The organism is Shewanella sp. ECSMB14102 (genome assembly GCF_000813075.1).
In the GTDB taxonomy this organism is placed as follows: domain Bacteria; phylum Pseudomonadota; class Gammaproteobacteria; order Enterobacterales; family Shewanellaceae; genus Shewanella; species Shewanella indica.
In genome coordinates this window covers 1-15,197 of sequence record NZ_JWGX01000025.1, presented here as the reverse complement: position 1 = coordinate 15,197, position 15,197 = coordinate 1, and the positions used below count along the sequence as shown (strand labels likewise).

Annotated in this window: 17 protein-coding genes; 14 read left to right on the top strand and 3 right to left on the bottom strand. The window is 51.5% G+C overall.

Translation table 11 applies throughout. The features are described from left to right. Positions 1-225 precede the first annotated feature (225 nt). From RC73_RS09160 to flgA, 3 genes are all read right to left on the bottom strand, one after another. A complete protein-coding gene (locus RC73_RS09160; RefSeq protein ID WP_039034367.1) occupies positions 226-657 on the bottom strand; it encodes a flagella synthesis protein FlgN in 432 nt (143 codons plus the stop codon). Then, entirely contained in the window at positions 657-977 is a 321-nt protein-coding gene (flgM, locus tag RC73_RS09155; RefSeq protein ID WP_039034366.1) for a flagellar biosynthesis anti-sigma factor FlgM, read from the bottom strand. The genes RC73_RS09160 and flgM overlap by 1 nt, the downstream gene beginning before the upstream one ends. Before the next feature lie 70 nt (positions 978-1,047). Further along, positions 1,048-1,755, bottom strand: coding sequence for a flagellar basal body P-ring formation chaperone FlgA (gene flgA, locus RC73_RS09150; RefSeq protein ID WP_039034365.1), 708 nt, complete (start codon positions 1,753-1,755; stop codon positions 1,048-1,050). 187 nt (positions 1,756-1,942) lie between these two features. Between flgA and RC73_RS09145 the strand changes: the two genes are divergently transcribed. From RC73_RS09145 to RC73_RS09080, 14 genes are all read left to right on the top strand, one after another. After that, a complete protein-coding gene (locus tag RC73_RS09145; protein WP_039034364.1) occupies positions 1,943-2,863 on the top strand; it encodes a chemotaxis protein CheV in 921 nt (306 codons plus the stop codon). A gap of 144 nt (positions 2,864-3,007) precedes the next feature. Further along, positions 3,008-3,841: a CheR family methyltransferase gene (locus RC73_RS09140; protein ID WP_039034363.1), complete on the top strand. Its 834-nt coding sequence runs from the start codon at positions 3,008-3,010 to the stop codon at positions 3,839-3,841. A gap of 175 nt (positions 3,842-4,016) precedes the next feature. After that, the gene (gene flgB / locus RC73_RS09135) at positions 4,017-4,415 is read left to right on the top strand and encodes a flagellar basal body rod protein FlgB (protein WP_039034362.1); all 399 of its coding nucleotides are present in this window, start codon (positions 4,017-4,019) and stop codon (positions 4,413-4,415) included. Positions 4,416-4,417: 2 nt separating this feature from the next. Next, positions 4,418-4,834 carry a flagellar basal body rod protein FlgC gene (gene flgC, locus RC73_RS09130; protein WP_025011047.1) on the top strand — a complete coding sequence of 139 codons (417 nt, stop codon included), beginning with the start codon at positions 4,418-4,420 and terminating at the stop codon, positions 4,832-4,834. A 14-nt stretch (positions 4,835-4,848) separates the two neighbouring features. Then, complete coding sequence (gene flgD / locus RC73_RS09125) at positions 4,849-5,532, top strand: flagellar hook assembly protein FlgD (protein WP_039034361.1); 684 nt, start codon at positions 4,849-4,851, stop codon at positions 5,530-5,532. A gap of 54 nt (positions 5,533-5,586) precedes the next feature. Beyond that, entirely contained in the window at positions 5,587-6,948 is a 1,362-nt protein-coding gene (gene flgE, locus RC73_RS09120; protein WP_039034360.1) for a flagellar hook protein FlgE, read from the top strand. A gap of 165 nt (positions 6,949-7,113) precedes the next feature. Further along, positions 7,114-7,857, top strand: coding sequence for a flagellar basal-body rod protein FlgF (gene flgF, locus RC73_RS09115; protein ID WP_039034359.1), 744 nt, complete (start codon positions 7,114-7,116; stop codon positions 7,855-7,857). 11 nt (positions 7,858-7,868) lie between these two features. Continuing rightward, on the top strand, positions 7,869-8,657 hold the full coding sequence (flgG, locus tag RC73_RS09110; RefSeq protein WP_039034358.1) for a flagellar basal-body rod protein FlgG: 789 nt from the start codon (positions 7,869-7,871) through the stop codon (positions 8,655-8,657). A 12-nt stretch (positions 8,658-8,669) separates the two neighbouring features. Continuing rightward, on the top strand, positions 8,670-9,344 hold the full coding sequence (gene flgH / locus RC73_RS09105) for a flagellar basal body L-ring protein FlgH (RefSeq protein ID WP_039034357.1): 675 nt from the start codon (positions 8,670-8,672) through the stop codon (positions 9,342-9,344). Between the two features lie 10 nt (positions 9,345-9,354). Then, positions 9,355-10,446: a flagellar basal body P-ring protein FlgI gene (locus tag RC73_RS09100; protein WP_025011052.1), complete on the top strand. Its 1,092-nt coding sequence runs from the start codon at positions 9,355-9,357 to the stop codon at positions 10,444-10,446. Between the two features lie 25 nt (positions 10,447-10,471). Beyond that, a complete protein-coding gene (gene flgJ, locus RC73_RS09095) occupies positions 10,472-11,482 on the top strand; it encodes a flagellar assembly peptidoglycan hydrolase FlgJ (protein WP_039034356.1) in 1,011 nt (336 codons plus the stop codon). 20 nt (positions 11,483-11,502) lie between these two features. Next, positions 11,503-13,428, top strand: a complete 1,926-nt coding sequence (gene flgK / locus RC73_RS09090) for a flagellar hook-associated protein FlgK (protein WP_039034355.1) — start codon at positions 11,503-11,505, stop codon at positions 13,426-13,428. A gap of 11 nt (positions 13,429-13,439) precedes the next feature. After that, positions 13,440-14,645: a flagellar hook-associated protein FlgL gene (gene flgL / locus RC73_RS09085; protein WP_039034354.1), complete on the top strand. Its 1,206-nt coding sequence runs from the start codon at positions 13,440-13,442 to the stop codon at positions 14,643-14,645. Positions 14,646-14,740: 95 nt separating this feature from the next. Further along, on the top strand, positions 14,741-15,197 hold a 457-nt coding region (locus RC73_RS09080; RefSeq protein ID WP_039034353.1), incomplete at its 3' end, for a flagellin N-terminal helical domain-containing protein.

Below are 15,197 nucleotides of genomic sequence, written 5' to 3'. Positions count from 1 at the left end.
CTTCTTTGGCTGCTTTTTTGTGGCCTTTTTGTGGCTTAAGAATCTTTGCTGAATTGAGAGCAGGGTATACGTTCTGTTCTGGGGGGCATCTTGTATTTGACCCCCTTGGCTTTAGCGCCCTGAGTTTAGTCGGGGGAAGGCAAGGGGGGACAGGAGTTTGGGTCGCACCAAGAAGCCGAACTTACTGAATTAGCTTAAGTAATGGAACAGCAGCAGGGCTTTAAATCAAGCCTTGAGATCGTTGCCCAGAGTGGCGATGGTTGAAGTCTTGCCTTTGCCGTCATAAGTCAGACTGGAGGCATTGCGGCTCACCTGCAGCGCCTGTGCCAGGCGATTGATACTGGCCATACTCAGCTCTATCAGGCCGGCATTTTCCTGATTGCGTAGTTGGCAAGTAGCCAATAGTTCGCGGGCTTCACTGACCTGTTCGGCCAATGGCGACTGACTGAGTTTAGCTTGTTCAGGATGAGAGGAGAGCGCCTCATCTACTGCCTTGACCTCATTGAGCAGATTGCTCTTGTCTTGGGCCAGTTGCAATAGATTATCGGCATTGCGATCGAGCAGGGCATTTTTTTCCTGCTCAATCAAGTTCAGCAGACGCTCGAGTTGAGTCATCTGCTGTGTTATCAGGCTGGTTATATCCGGGGTATCAGGCATCAGGACCCTTTATTGAGTGCGTTCAGTTCTGATTCAAATTGAGAGATGTTGGCTGCCAGTTTTTCCGGATCAACCTTGTATCTGCCTTCGGCGATCGCCAATTTGATTTCGCTGATCTTCTTTTGATCTATTTCCGGCAGTGAGGTCATCTTACTCTGAACTCCTTGCAACTGCTGCGCTTGCTGCGACACCACAACCGAGTCAGTTTTCAGCGGAGCAGCCCCTTGCTGAGCTGTTTGATTGCTCTGAGCCGTGTTCTTGGGGAGTGAACCTGTATTCACTCTGGGTTGATTTTGCAGTTGTTTAATATCCATAGCCATCGCGGCTCCAGCCTTTTCTCTGATTACCTTGCTGTCTTATCGGCATAGCCAAGGAGAACTTTAGCATTTTTTACATTCGAACTTCCACTTCGCCCACATTGGTGACAGTAGCCTCCAACACTTTGTCTGAGCGAGTGTTTTTTACCCGAATCTGTTCCCCAAGGTTACCATCATGCAGGGCTTCACCAACAGTTTTTATTTGAAACTTCTCGTTACCTGCATAAATAGAGACTCTGTCGCCTTTGCAAACAAAACAGAGATTGGCGGCAAATAACGGATAGTCTTTGGCTATGCGCCGCTTGAGGCGGGTACCCGTCACTGTGGCAATATCCTCGAACTGCTGGCCGCGCAGACTGGTTTCATCTATGTAGCGCAGCGCTAGATTTTCAGGCCCCAGCACAGTGCCCGGGGCCAGAGTTTGGGTGGCCACTACCACAGGATAACTGATATCTACCCGTACCGAGACATAGATTTGCCACGGGTAGCTGAGCTCCGGGCTGTTGCAACCTATGCGTACCGTATTGTTGCGGCTTATCTCCCGGTCGCTGGCAAGTTCTGCCGTTAAAGGCGAATTACATCTAGGGGGAGTGAGCCTGGAATCCAGCCGCTGCGGGGTGATGGTAATTTGTGCATCTGTGCCCGCCAGCACTTTTTTGGCCACTGCCTCTTTAGCCAGGCTTTCCATGGCCGATATACTGGGAACAAAGCTGCTCTCTGCCGCCATTGTTGCGATGGGCATTAAAATTGTAGCCAAAAGGTATGCAATATTTACTTTCATAATGAACAGGCTAGCTTGTCTCGCCAGATTACACCTATACTTTCAATGATTCGCGGTTCCCAGTACTGGCTTCACCATAGGTTTAGTCAGAAATTTGACTGGGCATCAGTGTCTTGGATAAAGCAAATAGTATGCCTGTCTGTGGGACAGCGGGTATTTCTCAATATAAAGACAACAAGGCAGCCTTATGTCGAGCATTCTTGAATCAGTCAATAAACGCACTCAACTGGTCGGACAAAATCGCCTCGAACTTCTGTTGTTCAAACTTAACGGCAGACAAAGATTCGGTATCAATGTATTCAAAGTCAAAGAGGTTTTGCAGTGCCCACCACTGACGATATTGCCCAAGTTGAACGCCTTTGTTAAGGGCGTGGCCCATATTCGCGGTACGACTGTGTCGGTTATCGATCTCAGTGCGGCGACCGGTGGTAAACCCATAGATGATGTCAAGGATTGCTTCATCATTATTTCCGAATACAACCGCAGCGTGCAGGGGTTTCTGGTTCGTTCAGTTGAGCGGATCATTAACATGAATTGGGAGTCTATCATGCCGCCGCCGGAAGGCGCGGGACGATACTCTTACCTGACTGCAGTGACGGAAATCGAAGGTGAACTGGTTGAAATACTCGATGTGGAGAAAATTCTTGATGAAATTTCACCGGTAAAGACAGATATCAGCCAAGAAATGGATGAATCTCTCACAATCGACAGGGAGCAGCATTATCATATTATGGTGATTGACGACTCCTCTGTGGCGCGCAAACAGATCATTCGCGCATTGTCTTCGTTGAATCTGCAGATAGATACCGCTAAAGATGGTCGGGAAGCATTGGAAAAACTGAAGAGTATAGCGTCTGGTATGGACAATGTTGCCGATGAAATCCCGTTGATTATTTCGGATATCGAAATGCCGGAAATGGATGGTTACACTCTGACTGCCGAGATCCGTGATGATCCCAAACTGAAAAATATCAAGGTAGTGCTGCATACCTCGTTGAGCGGGGTATTCAATCAAGCCATGGTACAGAAAGTGGGCGCCAATGATTTTATTGCCAAGTTCAACCCCGACGAACTGGCTTCTGCTGTTAACAAGCATCTGAGTCTATAGCCTTTGTCTGCTGTGACTTTTTATGGCTATAGTGAGTTGGTCTGCTTGTGTTGCAAATGGGGCTGGGGTATAACGCAGCCCCAGTTTTTAAATGTTGCTGCCTCGATTCGCAGTGACGTTTTTACGGATAGTTAGGACACTAAGGTGCCAGATAAATCTCTCGCAGAAACTGAGTACAATCAATTCAGGCTGTTTCTTGAGCAGCACAGTGGCATTGTATTGGGTGAGAACAAACAGTATTTGGTTCGCAGCCGCTTGGCGCCTTTGATGGGGAAATATGGTTTGCCATCCCTGTCGGACGTTGTTAAGCAATCGATGCGACCCACAGAGCGCCAATTACGGGCTGAAGTCATTGATGCCATGACGACCAACGAAACTCTTTGGTTTCGGGACAAGTATCCTTTTGAATTACTTGGCAATACATTGTTGCCCGGTTTTGCCAAGTTGGGGCGGCCATTGAAAATTTGGTCGGCGGCCTGTTCTTCCGGACAGGAGCCCTATTCACTGGCGATGACAGTGCTCGAATATCAACAGCGTAAGCCAGGGGCGTTGCCGGGTGGGGCGGTAATCCAGGCCACAGATCTATCGCCGTCCATGCTCGAGCGTTGTAAAAATGCCGAGTATGATAAGCTGGCATTGGCCCGGGGCCTGTCCGAAGAGCGCAAGCGTCAGTTTTTTGAAGCTATGCCCAATGGTAATATGCGGGTTAAAGACAATGTGCGCCGTTTGGTCAGCTTTAGGGCTCACAACCTGCTTGAAAGTTACACCTTGCTCGGCAAGTTCGACATCATCTTTTGCCGTAACGTACTTATCTATTTTGCCCCGGAGGCAAAGGCAAAAATACTGCGGCAATTTGCTGCCGCTCTCAATCCCAAGGGGATACTGTTTTTAGGGGCCAGCGAGTCGATTGCCGGGTTGACCGATGAATTCGACATGGTGCGCTGTAACCCAGGCATCTATTATCAAAAGAAAAATTAACAACCTAATTATTTGATTTTTAATTAAATAATTTGAAAGGCTCGTCAGTTTTAACGGGCCTTTTCTGTCTTACTTTTCACCCTAACGGCCATCATCTTCGTATCTGTTATCCTCCACTCTACATCTGGCACAAAGCTTGCTTTGTTTTTATCGAGTCATTGGAGGAGGCGGTTTTATGGCGATCAGTTTCGATAAGGCCCTTGGCATACATCAATACACTCTGGGTATTCGCGCCCAGCGTGCCGAAGTGCTTGCCAGCAATATAGCCAATGCCGATACCCCACACTACAAGGCTCGGGATGTGGACTTTTCTTCGGCGTTGCAGGCGGCCAAAGGGCGGCAACAGGGAATGAATATGGCGGCAACGTCTGAAAAGCATTTCGACCTCAAGGCGCTGACAGCCCAACATGTGCAATATCGGGTGCCGGATCAACCGGACACTGGGGATGGCAACACAGTCGATATGCAAAAAGAGCAGCAGGCCTTTATGCAAAATGCGCTTGAATATCAGATGTCGCTCGGATTCCTCGACGGTAAGTTCGCCGGCATGAAAAAGGCATTGAAAGGAGATTAACCATGAGCTTGTACAATATCTTCAATGTTGCGGGTTCGGGAATGTCGGCGCAGTCGGTACGCTTGAATACTACCGCCAGTAACATAGCCAACGCAGATTCTGTTTCTTCCAGTATCGATAAGACCTACAAGGCACGGCATCCTATTTTTGAGGCCGAGCTGGCCAAGGCGAACGGCCAACAGCAACAAGGCGCTGCGGTAAAGGTAAAGGGTATAGTGGAAAGCGATAAACCTTTACTGAAAGAGTATTCGCCGGATCATCCCATGGCCGATGCCGACGGTTTTATCTACAAACCTAATGTCAATGTAGTGGAAGAGATGGCCGATATGATTTCCGCCTCCCGTTCCTATCAGATGAATGTTCAGGTAGCCGATGCAGCCAAGTCCATGCTGCAACAAACCCTGAGAATGGGCAAATAACGGAGGCATAGCCCATGAGCGTCAATTCAGTTAACCCTTTTCTCGACAGTATCCAGGTGCAATCGGGTACTGAAACCAAGAAAAGCAATAATCAACAACTGACCCAGGAAGACTTCTTTTCGCTGCTGAGTCAGCAGTTGTCGATGCAGGATCCTTTTAAGCCGGTGGATAACGATCAGATGATCGCCCAGATGGCGTCGTTTGCCACAGTGGATGGTATCTCTAACCTGAATGAAGAAATAGTTAACCTCAATTCGTTAATGACTTCGAGTCAGGCATTGCAGGCATCTGGCCTGGTAGGGCAAAAAGTGTTGATCCCGGCGGGCACCGGCTATGTTTCCGAGGAAGACCCAACGCTTAAAGGGGTAATCACATCACCGGAAAAGATCCCTTCAATTAAAGTAACGATTGAAGATGAAGCCGGTCAGGTGATCAAAACCTTCGAGGTCGACGGTAGTGCCGGCGGCAATATAGATGTGGAATGGGATGGCCTGGATAAGGACGGAAACCCTGTCGATAAAGGCATCTATACCATGAAGGCCAGCGGGGTTGTTGATGGAAAGTCCCAGGATCTTATCGTCAGTTCCTATGCCCACGTGACCAGTGTATCACTCAACTCTGCCACCGGCGCCGTGTTGAATCTAAGAGGTATTGGCGGGATCAGATTGGCCGATGTGCTGGCTGTTTCCGAAGTTTAATTCTGTTTCTGCCCCGGCTGCGCCGGACAGTATCTGAAAATCATGAGGTGAATTATGTCTTTTAACATTGCTCTGAGTGGGATTGCTGCGGCGCAGAAAGATCTCAATACCACGGCCAACAATATTGCCAACGTTAAGACGATAGGCTTTAAAGAATCCCGGGCCGAGTTTGCTGATGTGTACGCCAGCTCGATTTTCTCCAATGGTAGAACCACTGTGGGCGGCGGTGTCACCACCACTCAGGTGGCACAGCAGTTCCATCAGGGTAACCTGAACTCCACCAACAATGCGCTGGATATGGCGATCAACGGTGGTGGTTTCTTCGTGACATCATCCAGTGTCGGCAGTCAGGATTACTCTTTCACCCGCGCCGGAGCTTTTAAGCGTGATGACAACGGCTTTTTGGTCGATGCTGCCGGTAATTATCTGCAGAGCTTCCCGGTCGATAAAGATGGTAACTCCACTTCTGTGAGTCTGACTACCACCAAGCCGGTGCAGATCCCGGATACTGCCGGTAGCCCGCAGAAAACCAACAATGTTGGCATTAGCATGAACCTGGACTCCACTCAAGAAACTAAAGATCCGGCGCTGTTTGACCCATCCAAGTCAGATACTTTTAATAACTCCACTGCAGTGACCATTTATGACTCTTTGGGTAACTCCCACACTTTGACCACTTATTTTGTGCGTCCGGAAAATGGTGCTCATACCGGTGAGAGTAACTGGGTGGCCTACTACGCCATTGACGACAAGCCGGTCAATCTGGGCGGCGGCGCCGGAACCTACAACACGGACACTAACGGTGACGGTACTGCGGATGGTACAGGCACAGCACAAACTGCAGGTGGCTGGACTGGTGCCGTGCTTAAGTTCAACGATGTCGGCGGTTATATAGGTTCCGATCCTGCGGTGATCACCACAGAGCAGTTGGGGGGTGGTGGGGCCAACGTTCTTGGTCCTGCTGCTGACGGCACTCAAGCGATAACCATAGATTTCAACAATCCGACCCAGTTCTCGGAAAAGTTCAACGCCACGGAATTGACGCAGGATGGTGTAACAGTGGGCCGTTTGACTAATGTGGAAGTGGGTACAGATGGTTTGATCTCTGCTAAGTATAGCAATGGCTCAACAGTGCCTCTGGCACGGGTGGCGTTGGCACGCTTCTCCAATGAGCAGGGACTGAGCCAGGTGGGCAACACCTCCTGGAAAGCCAGCCTGGATTCAGGCGCGGCGCTGGCCGGTGAGGCCAACAGCGGTGTGTTTGGCAGTATCCGTTCATCAACACTGGAGCAATCCAACGTCGACCTGACCACTGAGTTGGTGGACCTGATTTCGGCCCAACGTAACTTCCAGGCCAACTCCCGTACTTTGGAAGTGAACAATACACTACAGCAAACCGTGCTGCAGATCCGCTAAGCCTTCCTGCGCAAGACATTGCCGCCCGGCAATGTCTTGCCGCATCTTTGTCTATTAACTCCCAAGTCACTGAAGTTCTTCTGCTGTCCTTGTGCTCAACTGCTCATTTTATTGGCACGATGTTTGCTTTTACCTGAATAGGTAAAAAGATTGACGGAGCAGCAGGTGGACAAACTTCTCTATGTCGCCATGACTGGCGCCAAACAAAACATGAATGCGCTGGCGGTTAGGGGTAACAACCTGGCCAATGCCAACACAGATGGTTTCAAGTCCGACATGGCTCAGGCCCGTGCGATGCAAGCCTTCGGTGAGGGCTTGCCGACCCGGGTGTTCGCCATGACAGAGTCGCCCTCGGCCAACTTTCAGTCCGGCCCTATCAAATCGACCGGACGGGATCTGGATATTGCCATCAAAGATCAAGGCTGGATTGCGGTGCAGGCCGCCGATGGCAGTGAGGCCTATACCCGCTCCGGTAGTCTGAGTTTTGACACTACAGGTTTGCTGCGTAACGACAGGGGCAACCCGGTAATGGGTGATAACGGCCCGATAGTGTTGCCGCTGCCGATAGACAAAATTCAGGTTGCCACAGACGGCACTATTTCTATTCGTCCTCAAGGCGCAACCGCCGAGGTGATAGAGGAGGTGGGTCGCATCAAGTTGGTTAACCCGGGCAATCAGAACCTGATGCGCGGTGAAGATGGCTTGTTCCGTACTTTGGATGGCAATCCGGCCGCCGCCGATCCCTTTGTCAATGTGGAAAGCGGCGCCGTGGAAGGCAGTAATGTCAATGCCGTGGATGAGATGGTCAACCTGATTGAGCTGCAACGTCAGTTTGAGCTGCAGGTAAAAATGATGAAAACCGCAGAAGAGAACGACAAGTCGTCCGCTTCACTGATGCGCATTAGCTAGGAGTAATTGATATGCATCCCGCGTTATGGATAAGTAAGACTGGGTTAGATGCCCAGCAAACGGACATCTCGGTGATTTCAAATAACGTCGCTAATGCCAGCACCATAGGCTACAAGAAGGGCCGGGCGATATTTGAAGACTTACTGTACCAGACAGTCAATCAGGCCGGCGGTATCAGCGCCTCCAACACCAAGTTGCCCAATGGCCTTAACCTGGGCGCAGGTACCAAGGTCGTGGCCACCCAGAAAATTTTCTCCCAGGGTAACCTGCAAACCACTGATAACGCGCTGGACATGATGATTGAAGGTCCGGGATTCTTTGAAATCCAACTGCCGGACGGCACCACAGCCTACACTCGTAACGGCCAGTTCAGTTTGGATGATACCGGCCAGATAGTGACTTCCGGCGCCGGCTATGTGTTGCAGCCTGCCATTACCATTCCGGACGATGCCACCAGTATTACCGTTTCCGCCGAAGGCGAAGTATCGGTTAAAACCCCGGGCGCCGCCGAAAACCAGGTGGTCGGGCAGTTGACCATCTCTGATTTCATCAATCCGTCCGGCCTGGATCCCATAGGGCAAAACCTCTATCTGGAGACGGGCGCCAGCGGTACCCCAATTCAGGGGACTGCCTCACTGGATGGATTGGGCTCTATTCGTCAGGGATCGCTGGAAACTTCCAACGTTAATGTGACCGAAGAGCTGGTCAATCTGATTGAAAGTCAGCGGATTTATGAAATGAACTCCAAGGTTATCTCAGCCGTAGACCAGATGCTGGCCTATGTGAACCAGAATCTGTGATGAGGTGATGTGATGAAACCCTTATTCCTTATCATTCCGGCTTTATTTCTGGGGGCTTGCAGCTCTACCCAGAACAAACCGATAGCCGATGATCCCTATTTTGCGCCTGTGTATCCTGAAGCGCCGCCGACCCGAATCGCACCGACCGGCTCTATCTATCAGGACAGCCAGGCATCTTCACTTTATTCGGATCTGCGGGCGCACAGGGTAGGGGACATCATCACTGTGGTGTTGGTGGAGTCGACCCAAGCGAAAAAGAGCGTCGGCAACAAGATCAAAAAAGGCTCGGACATGTCAGTGAACCCGCTCTACATGGGCGGCAACAATGTCACCATCAAGGGCAACCCGTTGGATTTTCGCTACGGCGACAGCATGGATACCAATCGCGAGGCCGATGCCGATCAGAGTAACAGTCTCTCCGGGCAGATCTCGGCCAACGTGATGCAGGTGCTGGGCAATGGCAACCTGGTTATTCGCGGTGAAAAGTGGATCACCATCAATAATGGCGACGAATTTATTCGGGTAACCGGCATTATTCGGCCGCAGGATATTACCCCTGAAAACACCATAGATTCGCCCAAAGTCGCCAATGCCCGTATTCAGTACAGCGGTACCGGCACCTTTGCCGAGTCGCAAAAGGTGGGCTGGCTGAGCCAGTTCTTCCTCTCTGACTGGTGGCCTTTCTGAGGATAAGCTCATGAAAATAAAATTAATCATGGCACTTGCCTGTTTGCTGGTTTCTCTTCCGGGGCAGGCCGAGCGCATCAAGGATATCGCCGATATCCAAGGGGTCAGGGACAACCAGTTGATAGGCTACGGCCTGGTGGTGGGGTTGCCGGGAACCGGGGAGAAGACCCGTTACACTGAGCAGACCTTCAAGACCATGCTGAAGAATTTTGGCATCAATCTGCCGGATAACTTCAGGCCCAAGATCAAGAATATTGCCGTGGTGGCTGTGCATGCCGATATGCCGCCCTTTATCAAGCCGGGACAAACCCTGGATGTGACTGTATCGAGTCTTGGGGAAGCCAAGAGCTTGCGCGGCGGTACCCTTCTGCAGACTTTCCTCAAAGGGGTGGATGGCAATGTTTACGCCATCGCCCAGGGGAGTCTGGTGGTCAGCGGCTTCAGTGCCGAGGGGCTGGATGGTTCCAAGGTTATCCAGAACACGCCAACTGTGGGCCGCATTCCCAACGGCGGCATAGTCGAGCGTGAAGTGGCCAGCCCCTTCGGTAATGGCGATCATCTGACTTTTAACCTGCACAGAGCCGATTTCTCCACCGCAAAGCGTACCGCTGATGCTATTAACGGCTTACTCGGCCCGGGTATGGCGCGGGCGCTCGATGCTTCTTCCATTCAGGTCAGCGCCCCCAGAGATGTGTCGCAGCGGGTATCTTTCCTGGCCACCCTGGAAAATATTCAGGTTGAGCCTGCCGATGAATCGGCCAAGGTGATAGTCAACTCCCGCACCGGCACCATAGTGGTGGGTAAGGACGTCAAACTCTTGCCAGCGGCTGTGACCCATGGCGGCCTTACCGTCACCATTGCCGAAGCAACTCAGGTTTCTCAACCCAATGCCCTGGCCGGCGGCCAGACTGCGGTGACCAGCAACAGCACCATAGATGTGGCTCAGGACAACCGGCGTATGTTTATGTTCAACCCGGGCACTTCCCTCGATGAGTTGGTGCGGGCGGTGAATATGGTGGGCGCGGCGCCATCGGATGTGTTGGCAATCCTCGAAGCCTTAAAGATGGCAGGGGCTTTGCATGGTGAACTCATCATCATCTGATTAATGGCACATTGGTTTATCGACTATGAACAAAATGGCTGATGCTTCGCAATTTCTGGATCTCGGTGGGCTGGACAAGCTCAGAGCCCAGGCGCAGCAGGATCAAAAAGCAGCGCTTAAAGAAGTCGCGCAGCAGTTTGAAGGCATCTTTGTGCAGATGTTGATGAAAAGCATGCGAGATGCCAACGCGATATTTGAATCCGACAGCCCGATGAACAGCCAGTACACCAAGTTCTACGAGCAGATGCACGATCAGCAGATGTCGGTGGAGCTGTCCTCCAAAGGTATGTTGGGGCTGGCGGATCTCATGGTGCAGCAGTTGTCACCGGAAAATTCCGGCATTACCCCGGCCTCAGTGCTCCGCGGCGATGTCGATAACCGCAATGTCACGGCTTTGAACGGCGGCCAGACAGAGAAGATATCCGGTGTTGAAGCGACTGCGGCCAAAGCATCCGCGCTGCCAAGCAGTGACAGTCTGCAGCAGGTATTGAGCGGCAAAGTATTACCGTCATGGCGGCAGGCGCGGCCGGCAATCGGCAGTCAGGAAGAGTTTGTCAGACAGCTTTATCCTCATGCCAAGGTTGCCGCCGATGCCTTGGGGACTCAACCCGAAGTCTTGCTGGCGCAATCGGCGTTGGAGACAGGTTGGGGCCAGAAAATGGTCCGTGGTCATAAAGGTGAGTCCAGCAACAACCTGTTCAATATCAAGGCCGACAGACGTTGGCAGGGTGAGAAAGCGGCGGTGTCGACCCTGGAATATGAGCAGGGCACAGCTGTGCGGCAAAAGGCTGACTTCCGGGTGTACGACAGTTTTGAGCAGAGCTTTGATGATTTTGTCAGCTTTATTTCCGATAACGATCGTTACAGCCAGGCGCGCAAGATGGCCGCTAATCCCGACGAGTTTATCAAGGCACTGGCCGAGGCGGGATACGCCACGGATCCTCAATATGCCAACAAGGTGATGAAAGTGCTGGATACCATCAAGGCCGATTTTGGTCAGTTGTTGCAGGAGTTCGGCTCAAAGCCGGGCCAATAAAGGTGCAGGAGCGATAACCCATGTCTATGGATCTGTTCAATATAGCCCGCAGTGGGATCCTGGCTGCCCAATCACAATTAGGGGTGACCAGTAACAATATTGCCAACGTCAATACCGAAGGCTATCACCGCCAGGTGGCTATTCAGGGCAGCTCCACCTCAATGCGTCTTGGCAATAACTTCTATGGCACAGGTACTTATGTGCAGGATGTAAAGCGTATCTACAATGATTATGCTGCCAGAGAGCTGCGTATCGGTCAGACAGGGCTCAGTGCTGCCGAGGCCAGCTACACCAAGCTCAGCGGGCTGGATCAGCTGTTCTCCCAAATAGGCAAGGCGGTGCCAGCCTCATTGAATGACTTTTTCTCCGGCCTCAACAGTCTGGCTGACCTGCCAGCGGATCTGGGGATCCGCGGCTCTGTGCTCAATTCGGCCTCGCAACTGGCGCAGAATCTCAATCAAATGCAGAGTCATCTGACAGGTCAGGTGCAGCAAACCAATGATCAGATTGAAAGCATTACCACCAGGATCAATGAGATCAGTAAAGAGATGGCGCAGATCAATCTTGAACTGATGAAGTCACCCGGTAACGATGCGCAGCTGTTGGATAAGCAAGATGCGCTGATTAAAGAGTTAAGCCAGTACGCCGAAGTCAATGTGATCCCGCTGGAAAACGGTGCCCGCTCCATCATGCTGGGCAGCTCTTTTATGTTGGTATCCGGTGAAGTGGCCATGACCATGGGCATGACCGCAGGTGACCCCTTCCCCAATGAGCCAGAGCTGACCTATAGCCTCGGGGGCAACGAGTTGAAGGCTGACCCCGCCAAGCTTGGGGGGCAACTGGGCGCCTTATTTGATTTTCGTGACAACACCCTGATGCCCGCCAGTCATGAGCTGGGGCAGTTGGCGCTGGGAATTGCCGATGCTTTTAACGAGATGCAGTCCCAGGGTTTTGATCTCAATGGCGAGCTCGGACAACCCATTTTTACCGATATCAATGACCCTGTGATTGCCGCCGGCCGTGTCGGCGCCTATTCCGGCAACGTGGGCACAGCTTCTTTGAGCGTTAATATCGATGATGTCGGCGCCCTTTCCGGCAGCAGTTATGAGCTGAACTATACCAATGCCGGTACTTATGAACTCAAAGACATGAAGACGGGGGCGGTGACCAATTTGACGCTCAACGGCGATACCCTGGAAGGCGCCAACGGCTTCAGTATCAAAATTGATGCCGGTGCCATGGCTGCCGGTGACAGGTTTGAAATACGGCCAACGGCCAATGCGGCGGCCAACATAGATGTAGTGATGTCCGATCCCAAGGGTATTGCCGCAGCGGCGCCGAAAATTACCGCCAACGCAGGTAATTCAGGCAGCACTTCAGTGAAGCTGGTCAGCATAGACGACAGAAGCGCGGCTAACTTCCCCGTGACTGACAGTGAACTGACATTCACCCTGGATACCAGTGTCAATCCACCTGGCTATGAAGTATTTGATGTCAACGGCGCTTCTTTGGCAACCGGGACGGCTGCGGGCACTCCGCCGCAGATCAGCGCCTTTGGTTTTACTTTTGAAGTTGATGGCAGCAGTGGCGGTAGTGAGAGTTTCACCTTTGATCTCAGCTTTGCGCCGGGTGACAACACCAATGCCGTGGCCATGGCCAAACTCAGTGACAGCAAGATAATGAATAACGGTAAGTCGACCCTGGGTGATGTGTTTGAAAAGACCAAGCTGGATATTGGCAGCCAAACCAAATCTGCCCAAGTCAGGGCCGGTTCGGCGGAGGCCATTTACAACCAGGCCTATGCCAGGGTGCAATCGGAATCCGGGGTTAACCTGGATGAAGAAGCGGCCAATTTGATGCAGTTCCAACAGGCCTATCAGGCATCGGCACGGATCATGACTACGGCCAATGCCCTGTTCGACACCCTGTTCAGTTCGGTTCGATAGGAGCTTGAGAGATGCGTATTTCAACTTCACAGATGTATCAGCAGAATTTAAACAGCATTCTGCAGAAGCAAACCGATACCAACAGGATCCTCGAGCAGCTATCCAGCGGTAAAAAGGTCAACACTGCCGGTGATGATCCGGTTGCAGCTATCGGCATAGACAACCTTTATCAGCAAAATGCGCTGGTGCAGCAGTATCTCAAGAATGTGGACTATAGCAAAAACCGCTTATCTTTGGCGGAAAGCAAGCTCGGCAGCGCCGAAACTTTGGTCACCGGCATTCGTGAACAGATGCTGCGTGCAGTAAATGGCACCCTTGGTCCCTCGGAGCGGCAAACTATTGCCGATGAAATGCGCAGCAGTTTGGATGAACTTCTAAGTATTGCCAATACCCAGGATGAGTCAGGCAATTACCTGTTTGCCGGATACAACACAGACACTCAGCCCTTTGCCTTCGATGCCAGCGGCAACATGGTTTACAGCGGTGATAGCGGCGTTCGTGATGCCTTGGTGGCACAAGGGGTTGCTATGGGCACCAATATTCCCGGGGACTCGGCTTTTATGAATGCTGCCAATGCCTTGGGTGACTACGGCGTCAATTATTTGGCCCCGCAAACCGGGGAGTTCAGGGTACTCAGCGCCAAAATAAGCCCTCCTGGGAGCCATGTGGCTGATACCTACACCTTTAACTTTACCGATAACGGTGCTGGTGGGGTTGATTTGCAAGTATTGGATTCAAGCGGCACGGCTGTCAGCAATGTGGCTAACTTCGATGCCAGTAACCCAGTGAGCTTCAACGGTATTGAGGTGAAGCTGGATGGCACGCCGGCTGGCGGGGATTCCTTCACCATGGAGCCTGATGCCGAGGTGCCGATTTTCGACACCATTCAACAGGCGATAACCCTGCTGGAGGATCCCGATCTGGTCAATACCCCCAACGGACAAGCTGAGTTGGCACAGTTATTGGGTAATCTTGATAGTGGTATGACTCAACTCGGTGTAGCCAGAGGTGTTGCGGGCAATAGTCTCAAAAGCCTCGAAAGCTACAGCAGCAATCATGCAGAAGAAGAGTTGGTGAATAAGTCGGCATTGTCACTGCTGGAAGATCTCGATTACGCCGCGGCGATTACCGAATTTCAAAAACAGCAGTTGGCCTTGAACGCCGTTTCAAATGTGTTCAGTAGAGTGGGTTCTGTTTCCCTGTTTGACTTTATTTAACAGTAAACAAAGACCTACCCGTCTGTCAGATAAGTTGTTAACAATTTTAGCCAAGCTCCGAGTCTTGGCGCTAAAACTAGGAAGAGGAACTCAACATGGCTATTACCGTTAATACCAACGTAACTTCAATGAAGGCGCAGAAAAATCTTAACGGCGCCAACAATCAGTTGCAAACCTCCATGGAACGTCTGTCCAGTGGCCTGCGTATCAACAGCGCCAAAGACGATGCAGCCGGTCTGCAAATCTCCAACCGTCTGACCAGTCAGATCAACGGCCTGGATGTGGCCCAACGCAACGCCAATGACGGTATTTCTATCGCCCAAACGGCCGAAGGCGCCATGCAGGAGTCCACCAATATTTTGCAGCGTATGCGTGATTTGTCACTGCAATCGGCCAACGGCTCCAACTCGGCCGAAGACCGCGCTGCCATGCAAAAAGAGTTGTCGGCCCTACAATCTGAATTAACCCGAATTGCAGATACCACTTCTTTTGGAAATCAGAAACTGTTGGATGGTAGTTATGGTAGTCAAGCATTTCAGGTAGGTGCGAATG